Here is a 13,908-nt window from a genome sequence, read left to right as displayed (position 1 = left end):
TGGTGCAGATGAGTGGTCGGTCCGGTCGGATCAGCAGGTCCGTCGCGGCGGGCGCGGCGGCAGTCCTCGTCGTCACCCTGGGCGCGTGCTCGACCGACTCGGAGAAGTCCGTGCAGTTCGTCGACACCCCGCCCGCCACCGCAGTGCTGCCGGGCGACGACGCCGCGCAGACCGCCGTCGAGCTCAGCTCCCTCCTCTTCGAATCCGCCGACGTCGCCGTCGTCGCGCCCGCAGATGCCGCCGAAGCCGCCGCCCCGGTGGCATCGGAGGCCCGGCTGCCGCTCCTGCTGGGTACCGAGCAGGCCGTCGCCGACGAGCTCGAGCGCCTCGGCGCCGATACCCTCGTCACCCCGGCAGGCACCGACCTCTCCGCGCTCGGCGACGGGTTCGAGGTCGTCGAGGTGCAGGCCGAGGACACCGGCGCCGTTCCCGAGGTGGCCGTCGACGAGCAGCCGGCCGGCGCCTCGCTCTTCGTCGACCCGGAGGCGGAGTCCCCGGCCGAGGTCGCCGCGCGCGCGAACGTCGAGGCCGCCGGCGGAGCCGTGGCCGAGGTGCCCGGCGGCGACCCGCGCCTCGACGGCGACACCGTGGCCGCGACGAAGGATGCCGCGGGCGATGACCCGGCCGGCGGTCTGCTCGCCCTCGGCGAGACCTTCGGCGAGGCGGACGACTTCACCGCGAAGGCCGCCACCGCGGCGACCGCCCCCGAGCTCCCCGGCGGCGGCCAGCTCGCCTTCCCGGGCCGGCGCATGATCGCCGCCTACGGCTCCCCCGGCGTCGCCTCGCTCGGGATCCTCGGCGAGCAGGACCTCGAGGCGACGATCGAGCGGGTCAAGGGGCTGGCCGAGGACTACGAGCCGCACTCCGACGTCCAGGTGGTGCCGGCGTTCGAGATCATCACGACAGTCGCCTCGGCGGTCCCCGGGCCCGACGGCAACTACTCCACCGAGCTCGACCCGGAGCTCATCCGCGAATGGGTCGACGCCGCCGGCGAGGCGGGCGTGTACGTCGTCCTCGACCTGCAGCCCGGCACCACCGACTTCCTCACCCAGGCCAAGGAGTACGAGGATCTGCTCAAGGAACCCCACGTCGGGCTCGCGCTCGACCCCGAATGGCGGCTCGAGCCCGGGCAGCGCCACATGGAGCAGATCGGCTCGGTGACCGCGGCGGAGGTCAACGAGACCGCCGAATGGCTCGCCGAGCTCACCACGGAGAACTCACTGCCGCAGAAGGTGTTCATCCTTCACCAGTTCTCGCTCGGGATGATCTCCGACCGGCAGGACATCGACACCTCGCACCCCGAGCTCGCGATCGTCCTCCACGCCGACGGCAACGGCACCCCGGACCTCAAGATGGGCACGTGGAACGCGCTCCAGGAGGGGCTGCCGGAGGGCATCTTCATGGCGTGGAAGAACTTCTACGACGAGGACACCCCGACCTTCACCCCCGAGCAGACCTACGAGGTCGAGCCGCGCCCCTGGTTCGTGTCGTACCAGTGATGCGCGCGGGGTCGATCAGCCGCGGCGCTGCTTGAACTCGACCTCGACGAAGGCGCACTCGGCATCCGTCTCGTTGATGACGTTGTGCTCGCTGCCCACCGACCGGGTGTACGAGGCGCCGGGGACGATCTCATTGGCGAAGGTCTCCTCCGGCGTGACCACCGTCAGCGTGCCGGCGACGGTCGGCACGACCACGTAGTCCATCTCGTGGACGTGCATGCCGGTCTCCGTGCCCGGGGGGAACCGCCACTCGGTGACGCGGGTGAACTCGTTGTCGATCTGGACCGTGGCGATCGCCGGTGCGTACTCACTCATGCGTCCACGCTACTGCGAACGCCCACCCCCGCGGAAGACTGCCGGCGCACCCCGGGGCACGAGCCCGAGTGCACGGCATCCGTGGACACGACTGCGGGGCTTTCGATGAAGGGTGGTGGCGCTGATGCCACCACACTCCACCGGAAGCCCCACACTCCCGAACGGACGCGCGATCAGCCGGCGCGGCGGTCGGGGCAGAGCGACTCCGCGAGCGCGTGGAAGCTGCGGCTCGGGTTGCCGAACCGGTGGAGCGTCATCGACACGGCCTGCTCCTGCACGAAGTAGCGGAGCTCGACGCGGCCGGAGCCGGTCACGGCATCGTCGACGACCGCGACCTCCGGGCGCTGCGCGATCGCGCCGGTGAGTTCGGGCTCGACCGCGCCGATCATCCGCACCCGTGCGCCCACCCCGTCGTCGTAAGCGCCGGATTCCACGCGCGCGGCGAAGCCGGCCGCCGACTCGATCGCGACGCCACCCTCGCCGGTGGAAACCGCACCGGTGGACCCGGCCGTGCCCGAGGCGCCCGCCGGCCCGTCAGACCCTGCCGGCTGCCCGGCACCCCGGGCGGCGTCCTCGACCGCGGCGCGCACCTCAGCGGCGGCGTCGGGGGACACCGACCAGGTGACGGGGGTCTGGGCGAGCTGCGCGGCGTGCGCGGTGCGGGTGACCTCGAGAGCCAGTGCGGCGGCGGTGACGCGCACGGTGACGGCGCGCGGCAGGTAGCGGAAGATGTTCGCCTCGGCGGTGAGGCCGGTGGGGTCGGAGGCGCGGCCGAACTCCTGCTCCCACGCCCGCCGATCGCTCGCGCGGGCGGCGTCGAGCCAGGCCTCGTCGCGCACCGAGCCGTCCGACCAGTCGCCGAACAGCATGAGGTAGTTCGGGCCGCCGGCCTTGGACCCCAGGCCCACCGAGGACTTCTTCCAGCCGCCGAACGGCTGACGCTGGACGATCGCGCCGGTGATGCCGCGGTTGACGTAGACGTTGCCGGCCTGCACGGTGTCGAGCCAGGTCGCGACCTCGGCGGCGTCGAGCGAGTGGATGCCGGCGGTGAGGCCGAAGTCGACCTGGTTCTGCAGCTCCATCGCCTCGGCCAGCGTGTCCGCATGCATGAGGCCGAGCACCGGTCCGAAGCACTCGGTGAGGTGGAAGAACGAGCCCGGCTTCACACCGTCCTTGATGCCCGGCGACCACAGGCGGCCGGAGTCGTCGAGCTGCCGGGGTTCGAGCACCCAGCTCTCCCCGGGCTCCAGGGTGGTGAGCGCGCGGAGCAGCTTGTCGGAGGGCTCCTCGGTGAGCGGTCCCATGCTCGCGGACAGATTCGCCGGCCAGTCGACGACGAGGGAGGACGCCGCGTCGACGAGCTGATTGCGGTAGCGCCGGGATCCGTAGGTGGACCCGACCATGATCGCGAGCGAGGCGGCCGAGCACTTCTGCCCGGCATGGCCGAACGCAGAGTGGACGAGGTCGGCCATCGCGAGGTCCCGGTCCGCGGCCGGAGTGACGATGAGCGCGTTCTTGCCCGAGGTCTCCGCGTTGATCGCGAGCTCCGGGTTGAACTCCCGGAACAGCGCGGCCGTCTCGGAGGCGCCGGTGAGGATCACGCGGTCGACGCCGGGGTGTGCGACGAGCGCCCGGCCGACGTCGCCCTCGACCGGGGCGACGAGCTGGAGGACCTCGCGCGGGACCCCGGCCTGCCACAGGCATTCGACGAGGAGCGCCGAGCAGTGCGGTGTCGGCATCGACGGCTTGTGGACGACGGCAGCTCCCGCGGCGAGCGCCGCCACGGTCGAACCCGTGGGGATCGCGACGGGGAAGTTCCATGGCGGGGTGACGAGGACGAGCGAGTCCGGGGTGAAGTGCGCTCCGGCGACCTCCTCGAGCTCGAGGGCCCGGTCGGCGTAGTAGCGGATGAAGTCGATCGCCTCGGACACCTCGGGGTCGGACTGTTCGAGGTTCTTGTCGGCCTCCGCCGCCATCGTCTGGAGGAACTCGCCGCGGCGCGCGGCGACGATGACGGCCGCCCGGAGCAGCACCTCTCCGCGCCCGGCCGCACCGAGCGCGCGCCACTCTGCCGCCGCGCGGCGTCCGGTCTCGACGAGCGCGTCGACGGCCTCGACCGAGTCGACGGGCTCCGGTGCGGGCCGGGTGTCGAGCCACCCGGGGGCGGTCGCCTCCTCCATGAGTCCGCGTGCCCACGACTGGTTGGCAGGGAGGGAGGGATCGGTGTCCGGCTCGTTGGCGAAGGCGCCGAGCACCGCATCCGAGGTGTACTCCGCACTCCGATCCTGCCGGCGGTTGGGGCCGGGCGGGGTGTCGCCGGCGTCCGCGAGGAGTGCGGCGAGGTCGTCGACGGAGGCGCGGAACCGGTCCTCCTCGCGCCGGAACACGGCGTTGCCGTTGCGGAGCTCGAAGATCCCGGACATGAAGTTCTCCTGCGCGGAGTTCTCCTCGAGCCTCCGGACGAGGTACGAGATCGCGACGTCGAACTCCCGGGGGTGGACCGCCGGCACGTAGAGGAGGAGCTCTCCGACGTCGGCGCTCACGGCGGCGGCCTGCTCCGCGGCCATGCCCTGGAGCATCTCGAACTCGACCGCCGCGGTGACCCCGCGGGCCGCTGCGAGCTCATGGGCGAAGGCGATGTCGAAGAGGTTGTGGCCGGCGACGCCGATCCGCAGCCCGGCCATCCGCTCCAGGGTGAACAGCCAGTGGAGGACCCGCTTGTAGTTGGCGTCGGTGGCCTGCTTGGACCCGCAGGTGGTGAGCTCCCAGCCGGCGACCTCGGCGTGCACCCGCTCCATCGCGAGGTTCGCTCCCTTGACCAGGCGGACCTTGATGCCCGCGCCGCCCGCGGCCACCCGTGCGCTCGCGAACTCCGACAGCCGCTGCATCGCACCGAGGGCGTCGGGCAGGTAGGCCTGGAGCACGATCCCGGCCTCGAGCCCGCTGAGCTCCGGGTCGGACAGGATCCGCATGAAGACCGCGAGGGTGAGCTCGAGATCCTGGTACTCCTCCATGTCGAGGTTGATGAAGCGGCTGCCGGCCGGTGAGGACGCGGCCTCGCGATAGAGCGGGAGCAGTCGGTCGACGACGTAGTCGACGGTCTCGTCGAAGGCCCACATCGACACCTGGGAGGCGATCGAGGACACCTTGACCGAGACGTAGTCGACGTCCTCGCGGTGGAGCAGGCGGCGGGTCTCGGCGAGGTGCTTGTCGGCCTCCTCCTCACCGAGGACCGCCTCGCCGAGGAGGTTGATGTTGAGCCGGTGGCCGTCGGCGGTGAGCTCGGCGACCGCCTTTCCGAAGGGTTCGTCGCGCGCATCGACGACCATGTGGCCGACCATGGAGCGCAGGCGGGCGCGCGCGGCCGGCACGACGAGCTGCGGGGCCAGCGGAGCGAGGGCGGCGCCGGCCCGGATCTGTGCGCGGTCGAGCGCGGACATCGTCTCCGGGGTGAGCTGCGCGATATCGACGAGGGCGTCGGCGGCGGCGCGGACGTCGTCCGTACCGACGACCCGGTCGACGAATCCGACGGTGAAGTCGAGCCCGTTGGGATCGGAGAGCACGGCCGAAAGCCGGTCCGCGGCCGGGGTGCGGGCGGCGGGCGTCCCCGCGGAGATCCGCAGCCAGTGTCGGACACGGGCGACGGCGGCCTCGGTGAGACGGGTGAGACCGGTGCTGGGAGTGGTGCTGGGAGTGGTGGGCGTGGCACCGGGAGCGCTGAGCATGGCAACCTCCGTGATCGCGGCCCGCCGGGATCTCCGGCGGCAGCTCGTCGTCGAGCGTGGGTTCCAGTGTGCGGGCGCTCCGGCGGCGTGCACAGGTGCTCAGGCTCCTTGGGCGACCTAGGATGAGTCATAAGTGATGAGAATCGGAGGTGGCGGTGGCAGGCAGACCGGTCCCCGTCGCCGTGCGCGAGCAGGCGTGTGCGGCGGTGCGCGCCGGCCGGACGGCGGCGGACGTCGCCGCGGAGCTCGGGGTGTCCGCGGCCTCGGTGCGCCGCTGGACGGCGCGCGCGGCTTCGGGTGAGGGACTCGCCGACCGGCCGCGGTCGGGCCGGCCGCGGATCCAGGACACCGCCGCCGCGGTCGTGTCGGCGGTGCTCGCCACTGCGGGAGCGCGGATCGATGCGCCGGACTACTCGACGCGCGCCGTCGCGGTCGCCACCGGTCTGAGCCAGAGCGTCGTGTCCCGCGCGATGTCCGGACTCGCGGTGGGACCGCGATCGCCCCGGTTCCGGCTCGTCGCCGTCGTCGCCGCCTATCCGGTCCTGCTCCTCGGGTGCGCCGAGGTGGCGGCGTCGGCCGTCCGGACCCGGGGCGGCCGAGCGTTCCGGCGGCGCTGCGCCGGGGTGACCGCCGCCCTCGGCAGTGCGGGCCTGGTGCGCTGGGAGCGGCAGTTCGGTGCGACCGCGGGCCCGGAGGTGCCCGAGCCCGCGCGCGCGGTGCTCGAGGCCCGCGGGGTCGATCGCATCATCGCCTTCGATCCGCAGGGTGCGCTCCGGGACTCCGCCGACGGTGACGGCGGTCGCCGGGCCGGGCGCGGGTGTGCGATGGGCCATGCGGAGGAGCCGGCCGCCGGCCGCCGCGACGGCGGTGCGCGGCTCACCGCAGTGAGTGAGCACGCGGAGTTCGTCGACACCGTGCGCGAGGCGCTCGGCGCGGTCGATGCGATCCCGGGAGCGCTCCTCACCGCGCTCGCCGCACGGGTCTCGCGCGGACTCGAAGGACTCGTCTGGATCGCCGATGGCGCCGACCTCGGCACCCGGAGCGCCGCGGAGACACGATCGATCGCACAGACCACGAGTTCTGAATCGTCTGCCGCGGTCCGCGACGCATCCGGTGACCGGCTGCCGCAGGCCGGCCTCGTCCCCGATTCGCACTGGATGCCGCGGGAGAACCTCTCCCTCACCGAGCAGCTCGCGATCGCACTCCGGCAGGAGATCATCGATTCCGGATACCGGTCCGGTGACCGGATCCGACCGCGGCAGCTCGCCTCGCGTCTGGGGGTGCCGCAGGCCGCAGTCGATGCGGCGATCCGGCGCATGATCGATGAGGAGCTGCTCGCCGGAGGCCGCGGCGGGGTGCGCATCCCGGCGGTCACCGCCGACGACGTCATCGACCTCTACGCCGCCCGCCTCGTGCTCGGTGCAGTGCTCCTCCGCGGCCTCGCCGCCCGCCCCCGCCGTCACCTCGTGCCCGTCCGGCAGGCGCTGCGTCGCGTCGAAGCGGTCGCCGCGCTGCGGCGGGGGACGGACGTCGAGGACGCGGACCTGCGGTTCCAGCAGGAGCTCGCGCGGACCTCGGGCCTCGAGCAGACGGCCCGGACCTTCGAGTCGCTCACCCGGCGGCTGCGGATGTACATCTCGGTGCTCCTGCTCGACTACACCCCTGCCACCGACCGGATCGTGCTCGACGACCGGCGCATCGTCCGCGCCCTCGAAGCCGCGGACGCCGCAGCCGCAGTCGAGGCCTGGCGCGGGAAGCTCGACAACGCGGTGCGGCACATGGCCGGCATCGCCCAGCACCGGGGATTCGACGTCGCCGCGTGGACCCGCCTCACCGCACGCTGAGCAGAGGCTTTCGCAGGCGCGCCGGGACTGGTAGAACTGGTGGGGCCGACAGCAGACTTCCCATCGACGTGAAGGATCCGCATGACCGACCGCACCGTCCTCTGGACCCCGCCGCGCGAGCGCGCGGAGGCGAGCGCCCTCGCCGACTACCAGCGCTGGCTCGCCCGTGAGCACGACGTCCGCACCTCCGGCTACGCGGAGATCCTCGAGTGGTCGGTGGAGAACATCGAGCCGTTCTGGGAGACGATGTGGACGTACTTCGATGTCATCGGCGATCGGGGCGAGGGGCCGGTCCTCAGCGGCGACACGATGCCCGACGTGCGCTGGTTCGCAGGTGCGACGTGCAACTACGCGGAGAACATCCTCCGGCACGCCGCGACCCGCCCCGATGCCGAGGCGATCGTCGGCCTGCACGAGGACGAGCGCCGCGAGTCGATCACGTGGAGCGCGCTGCGCGGCCGCGTGGGTGCGCTCGCCGCCTGGCTGCGCGAGCGCGGGGTGGCCCCCGGCGACACCGTGTGCGCGGTGCTGCCGAACATCCCGCAGGCCGCCGAGGCCCTGCTCGCGTGCGCGACGGTCGGAGCGGTGTGGTCGGTGGTGAGCCCCGACTTCGGCATCAAGGGGATCGCCGACCGGTTCGCGCAGATCGAGCCGACCGTCCTCCTCACCGTCGACGGCTACCTGTTCAACGGCACCGAGCACGATCTCACCGGCACGGTTGACGACCTCCTCGAGGCACTGCCGACGGTTCGCGAGCACGTCCTCGTCGATCAGCTCCCGGATGCGGCGGACCGCGCGGCCGCCGCAGCGGAATCCCGGGCGAGCACCACCCTGTACTCCCGCATCGTCGCCGAGCCGGTCGAGCCGCGGTTCGAGCCGGTCGAGTTCTCCCACCCGCTGTGGGTCCTCTACTCCTCCGGGACCACCGGCAAGCCGAAGGGGATCGTGCACGGCCACGGCGGCGTCACGCTCGAGGCGCTGAAGGCGAACACCCTGCAGCAGGAGGCGTTCGAGGGCGGGCGCCACTACTCTGCGGTGGCGACCACGTGGGTGGTGTGGAACCTCCTCGTCAACAGCCTGCTCGTCGGCGCGACGATCGTCACCTACGACGGCTCGCCCGTCGCCGGCGTCGCGGACAAGCAGTTCGAGATCTGCGAGCGGGAGAAGGTGACGAACTTCGGCACCGGGGCCGCGATCCTCTCGATGATCGAGAAGTCCGGGGTGTCCCCGGCCGCCCGGTACAACCTGTCCTCACTCCGATCGATCCTGTCGACCGGCTCCCCGCTGCCCGATTCGACGTGGGACTGGGTCTATGCCCATGTGAGCCCCGACATCCACCTCGGCTCCGACTCCGGCGGCACCGACATCGCCACCGGATTCATCGGCTCGAACCCCTACGACCCGATCGTGCGCGGGGAGCTCCAGGGTGCCTACCTCGCCGTCGCCGCCGACTCCTTCGACCCCCAGGGGCGCTCGGTGACCGACGAGGTCGGCGAGTTCGTCGTGACGAAGCCGATGCCCTCGATGCCGGTGAAGTTCTGGAACGATCCCGACGGCAGCCGCTACCGGGCGGCGTACTTCGACGCCTACCCCGGCGTCTGGCGGCATGGAGATTGGGTGACCAAGCGGCCCGGCGGTCAGTACATCATCCACGGCCGCTCGGATTCGACGATCAACCGCGGCGGGATCCGGATGGGCTCGGCCGACATCTGCCAGGCCGTGGACGCCGTCGAGGGCGTGCAGTCCTCGATGGTCATCGGCGCGGAGCTGTCCGGCGGCGACTACTACATGCCGCTGTTCGTCGTCCCGCAGCCCGGAGTCGAGGTCGACGAGGAGCTCCGGAAGGCGATCGTCGCCCGGATCCGGTCCGAGGTGTCCCCGCGCTACGTCCCCGACGAGATCATCGCCGCCCCGGCCGTACCGACCACCCGCACCGGAAAGCTCATGGAGGTGCCGATCAAGAAGATCTTCCAGGGCGCGTCGCCGGACACGATCAACCGGGGCACCGCGGCCGATCCGGAAGTCTTGGATTGGTATGTGAATCATGCCCGGCGCTTTGCCGAGCGCCGTTCCGGCCGATAGCGTCGAAGGACAGCTAACGACGAGGAAAGAGAGGTCATGATGTCGGATCAGACCAGCATCACCGTGTCGCGCACCATCGACGCACCCGCCAAGGACATCTTCGAGATCCTGTCCAATCCCGAGCGCCATCACGAGCTCGACGGATCCGGGTTCATCGTGTCGGATTCCAAGACCGACCGGATCACCGCGAACGGCCAGGTCTTCACCATGAACATGAATGGTGAGCACATGGGCGGGGAGTACCAGACCGACAACCACGTCACGGGCTACGACGAGGGCAAGCTCCTCGCCTGGCAGACCGCGCCGGCGGGCACCGAGCCGCCCGGCTGGGAGTGGGTGTGGGAGCTCGAGCCGGAGGGCGCCGACGCCACCCGGGTCGTCCACACCTATGCGTGGGACAAGGTCGATCCGCAGACCGCGAAGAAGATCGGACTGCCGCTCGTGTCGGAGTCCGAGCTCGAGGACACGCTCAACCGGTTGGCCGCAGCGGTCTCCGGAGGGTGATGTCCGGCCCGCCTTCGGGATGATCTCCCGGCGGCGCACGGATGAACGCGCACGGGCGCGGCAGCGATGGGCTGCCGCGCCCGTCGTGCGTCCCGGCCCGGCCTTCTCCCGTGTCTCGGCCCGTGCTGCGGCCCTGCCTGCGAGGGCCGTCACCTGCTGCCCCGCACGTCGAATGCGGCTCACCTGCGGCGCCGTCCGCTGAGGACGAGGGCACCGGTGCCGGTCCCGACGAGGACGAGTGCGAGGCCGATGAGTGCGTGCGAACCCGCTCCGGTGCGCGGCAGCTCGTCCGCTCCTGCGGTCTCCGGGGCCGCCGGGGTGCGCGGAGACGGCGCCGAGGTCGGTGCGGCGACGGAATCGCGCTCCGGTGCCGGCCCGACGGCCGGTGCGGTGCCGGACGGCTCGGTGTCCGCAGGCTCGGTGCCCGACGGATCGGTGCCCGACGGATCGGTGCCCGACGGATCGGTTGGCAGTGGTGACGTCGTGCTTCCGGTGGGCACGGGTTCCGCAGGCGCCGGAGACCCGGGTTCCGCAGGCGCCGGAGACCCGGGTTCCGCAGGGGCGGGCTGTGTTGAGGTCGGTACGGGCGCAGACGTCGGCGGGGTCGAGGGCTCGGGCGAGGCTGTCGGTGCGGGCGCCGGAGGCGCCGGGGGCGTCGAGGGGCTCGGCGCTGTGCTCGGTTCCGGCGCCGGCGGCGCGGTCGGAGAGGGTTCGGCCGTCGGCACCGAGGGGTGTTCGGGGCGCGGGGGCGGCGAGGCCTCCTCGGAGGGTACCGGCACCGGATCGAGCACGAGCCGCCGATCGGCGGTGACGGATTGCGGTGCGTCCGCGGAGATGATGTTCTGCACCCGCGCGGAGCCTGGCCCCGCCGCCTCATGGAAGCGGACGGTCGTCGGAGGGATCCCCGAGGCGCGTGCGGAGAGGCGGATCTCCGGCCGGAGCTCCGCGGGCGCGGTGTCGGGGGAGTCCGTCAAGGGGGAGCCCGGAGTGCCGTAGGCCATGGCCGGAGGGAATACGGTGACCTCGACCTCGACTGGTTCCGCCGCGGTGGTCACCGCGGCGGCCGCGACCGTCCCGCCCGTGGCCTCGAGGTCGACGGTGAGGCCGGGCACGGCGTTCCCGGAGGCGGATTCGACATGGATCCGCGCGGTCGTCCGGAGTGATCCGCGCGGGGGTGCGGCGATGTCGATCTCGAGGGTGTACGGACCGGCGAACCGCGCGGCCTCCTTGGAGATCCGCGACTTCGCCGCGGCCGCACCCCGGAACCCGGGGCCGAGCGCGGACGGTTCGGCCGGATCGATGACGTGGCGGTGCGGCACGGCGGGATCGAGCTTCGCGATCGCCGACAGGGCGGAGTGGACGTCCCGCTCCTCGGAGTCCCCGTAGGCGTGGAGGGCCCAGGCCGTCTGCGGACTCGCGATTTCCCGGGGTGCGGAATCCCGGAAGAAGCGGGGGAGCGGAGTGGCCCGGCCCGCGTCGACGCAGTAGGCGTATCCGTCCTCGAGGGACCGGTACGCGCCGTACCACGTCCTCCCCTCCGAGCTGCGGTGCCAGCGACCGGGGCCGAGGACCTCGGGCGCCGGACCGAGACCGCGCGCGGAGTCGGCTTCCGTCGTCGGGCCGAGATCGGCCGCGCGCGCCGGCGCGGGCATGGGGGACAGGAGGAGGGCGGTGAGCACGAGGAGCGACGCGAGAGCCGCCACGAGGCGAGCCGACGGGAGGGCGGAGGACGGATGCGGGGGCGAGGACGGCGGATTCATGCACCCAGGTCATCGCGCCGAGCCGGCCTGCGGAAGTCCGGGCCGTCGTCTGTGGACCGGTCCGCGCTGTCCACCGGTGTGCGACAGCAGGGGTCGACTGTCCGTCCCCAGGCATCAGCGCCGAGTTCGACGCCGTGTCGGCGCGCTGCCGATCCGGCGCTGCGCGGGACCTGTGGACCCGGTGCCGGACCGGTTCCGAGCAGTGGTTCGGAGGCTGCTCGCGGACCGGACCCGAGTTCGGTTCGCACGCCGGAGCGGAGTAGAGTCGAGGGCAGACATCAGGCGTGCCGGAGAGCGGTGCGCCCCGTGCGAACTGAGCCGAGGTAACAATGACCTACACCAAGGAAAGCGTCGATGTAGTCCTCATCGGCGGCGGGATCATGAGCGCCACTCTGGGCGCCATGCTCACCGATCTGCAGCCGGAGTGGGACATCCGCGTCTACGAGCGCCTCGATTACGTGGCGCGTGAGAGCTCCGATCCGTGGAACAACGCGGGCACCGGCCACGCCGCCCTGTGCGAGCTCAACTACTCGCCGGCCGACGCGAACGGCGACATCGACATCGCCAAGGCCGTGAACATCAACGAGCAGTTCCACGTCTCGCGCCAGTTCTGGTCCTATCTGCTCGACGAGGGCGTCATCACCGATCCGTCGTCCTTCATCAACCAGGTCCCGCACATCAGCTACGGGCGGGGCGAGAAGGGCCGTGACTACATCCGCAAGCGGTACGAGACCATGGTCCGCAACCCGCTGTTCGCCGACATGGAGTACACCGACGACCCGGCCGTGCAGGCCGAGTGGCTGCCGCTGATGTTCGAGAACCGGGGCCCCGGGCAGGTCAACGGCCTCTCCCGGTTCCAGACCGGCACGGACGTCGACTTCGGATCCCTCACCCGCCAGCTCCTCACCCACATGGGGAACCGGGGCAGCCAGATCCGCACCGGTCACGCGGTCACCGACCTCAACCGCACCGCCGACGGCTGGCGCGTCTCGATCAAGGATTCCGCCGCTGGCGACGCCTTCGACGTCAATGCCCGCTTCGTGTTCATCGGCGGCGGCGGCGGTGCCCTCCACCTCCTCCAGAAGTCCGGCATCGCCGAGGGCCGCGGCTACGGCGGATTCCCGGTCTCCGGGCTGTTCCTCCGCACCTCGAACCCGGATCTCGTCGACCGACACCACGCCAAGGTCTACGGCCAGGCCGCGTTCGGCGCCCCGCCGATGTCGGTGCCGCACCTCGACACCCGCGTGGTCAACGGGAAGCGCTACCTGATGTTCGGCCCCTACGCCGGGTTCTCCCCGAAGTTCCTCAAGTCGGGCCGCTTCACCGACCTGCCCTTCTCGGTGCGCGGCAACAACCTGCCGGTCATGCTCAACGTGGCGAAGGACAACTTCGACCTCGTCAAGTATCTCGTCGGCGAGCTCGCGTCCTCGAAGAAGGACCGCTTCGAGATGCTCGGCGAGTTCACGCCCGAGGTCAATCCGTCCGACTGGGAGTTCATCACCGCCGGGCAGCGCGTCCAGGTGATGAAGCGCGACGGAGCGAAGGGCGGAGTGCTGGGATTCGGCACCGAGCTCATCTCCGCGGCCGACGGCTCGATCGCCGCGCTGCTCGGCGCCTCGCCGGGCGCGTCGACCGCCGCACCGATCATGCTCAACCTGCTCGCCACCTGCTTCCCCCAGCAGTACGCGGGATGGGAGCCGAAGCTCAAGTCGATGGTGCCCTCGCTGGGCCGCCGTCTCCACGAGGACGAGACGCTCCTCACCGAGCTCTCCGAGTACACCGCGCGGACGCTGCAGATCGCACGCTGACGCCGGACCGGCTGCGGGCCGGACGGGGCCGCGACGGGGAGGGATCCCCGCCGCGACCGTGAGTTCCCGCGATCGGCATCCCACACAGGGGCCGGGCACCGGAACACGGTGCCCGGCCCCTCGTGCGTGCCTCTGCGGGACGGGCTGCGACACGAGACGGCACCGTCGTGTTGCGTGATCGCAACGTGCTGCGGCTCCGCGGTGTCCGCGGCAGTGTCTATGCTGGTTCGAGGCACCGCCGCCCGGTCGCGTCCCGGGGGCATCGCAGACGATCGAGGCAGGTATGAGCCACCACCCCCAGCACCCCCACCGAGGACCCGTCGGCCCCGGCCGCTCCGCGCCCGCGCACGGTGCTCCGGGCGGACCCGGTG

Annotated in this window: 8 protein-coding genes; 5 read left to right on the top strand and 3 right to left on the bottom strand. The window is 71.9% G+C overall.

Features of this window, described 5'->3' with window-relative positions; translation table 11 throughout:
• Nucleotides 1-8 precede the first annotated feature (8 nt).
• On the top strand, nt 9-1,499 hold the full coding sequence (locus C1A17_RS08155; protein WP_101653590.1) for a hypothetical protein: 1,491 nt from the start codon (nt 9-11) through the stop codon (nt 1,497-1,499).
• Between the two features lie 15 nt (nt 1,500-1,514).
• Here C1A17_RS08155 and C1A17_RS08150 read toward each other — a convergent pair whose 3' ends face one another.
• On the bottom strand, nt 1,515-1,814 hold the full coding sequence (locus C1A17_RS08150) for a cupin domain-containing protein (RefSeq protein WP_101652542.1): 300 nt from the start codon (nt 1,812-1,814) through the stop codon (nt 1,515-1,517).
• Nucleotides 1,815-1,987: 173 nt separating this feature from the next.
• On the bottom strand, nt 1,988-5,539 hold the full coding sequence (locus C1A17_RS08145; RefSeq protein WP_101652541.1) for a bifunctional proline dehydrogenase/L-glutamate gamma-semialdehyde dehydrogenase: 3,552 nt from the start codon (nt 5,537-5,539) through the stop codon (nt 1,988-1,990).
• 155 nt (nt 5,540-5,694) lie between these two features.
• On the opposite strand from C1A17_RS08145, the gene C1A17_RS08140 reads away from it, so the two are divergent.
• The 3 genes from C1A17_RS08140 to C1A17_RS08130 all read left to right on the top strand — a co-directional run bounded on the left by C1A17_RS08140 (nt 5,695) and on the right by C1A17_RS08130 (nt 9,969).
• Nucleotides 5,695-7,383 carry an FCD domain-containing protein gene (locus C1A17_RS08140; RefSeq protein ID WP_245873587.1) on the top strand — a complete coding sequence of 563 codons (1,689 nt, stop codon included), beginning with the start codon at nt 5,695-5,697 and terminating at the stop codon, nt 7,381-7,383.
• A gap of 81 nt (nt 7,384-7,464) precedes the next feature.
• Nucleotides 7,465-9,465, top strand: coding sequence for an acetoacetate--CoA ligase (locus C1A17_RS08135; protein WP_101652540.1), 2,001 nt, complete (start codon nt 7,465-7,467; stop codon nt 9,463-9,465).
• A 39-nt stretch (nt 9,466-9,504) separates the two neighbouring features.
• Nucleotides 9,505-9,969 (top strand): SRPBCC family protein, encoded by a 465-nt coding sequence (locus tag C1A17_RS08130; protein WP_101653588.1) that lies wholly within the window; start codon nt 9,505-9,507, stop codon nt 9,967-9,969.
• A 179-nt stretch (nt 9,970-10,148) separates the two neighbouring features.
• Here the strand turns inward: C1A17_RS08130 and C1A17_RS08125 are convergent, their stop codons facing one another.
• Nucleotides 10,149-11,672: a hypothetical protein gene (locus C1A17_RS08125; RefSeq protein WP_146000606.1), complete on the bottom strand. Its 1,524-nt coding sequence runs from the start codon at nt 11,670-11,672 to the stop codon at nt 10,149-10,151.
• Nucleotides 11,673-12,058: 386 nt separating this feature from the next.
• Between C1A17_RS08125 and C1A17_RS08120 the strand changes: the two genes are divergently transcribed.
• Nucleotides 12,059-13,537 (top strand): malate:quinone oxidoreductase, encoded by a 1,479-nt coding sequence (locus C1A17_RS08120; protein WP_101652538.1) that lies wholly within the window; start codon nt 12,059-12,061, stop codon nt 13,535-13,537.
• The last annotated feature ends 371 nt before the right edge of the window (nt 13,538-13,908 follow it).

The organism is Brevibacterium ihuae (assembly GCF_900184225.1).
In the GTDB taxonomy this organism is placed as follows: domain Bacteria; phylum Actinomycetota; class Actinomycetes; order Actinomycetales; family Brevibacteriaceae; genus Brevibacterium; species Brevibacterium ihuae.
The sequence above is the reverse complement of the archived record's forward strand: the minus strand, read 5'-3'. Positions and strand labels throughout refer to the sequence as shown.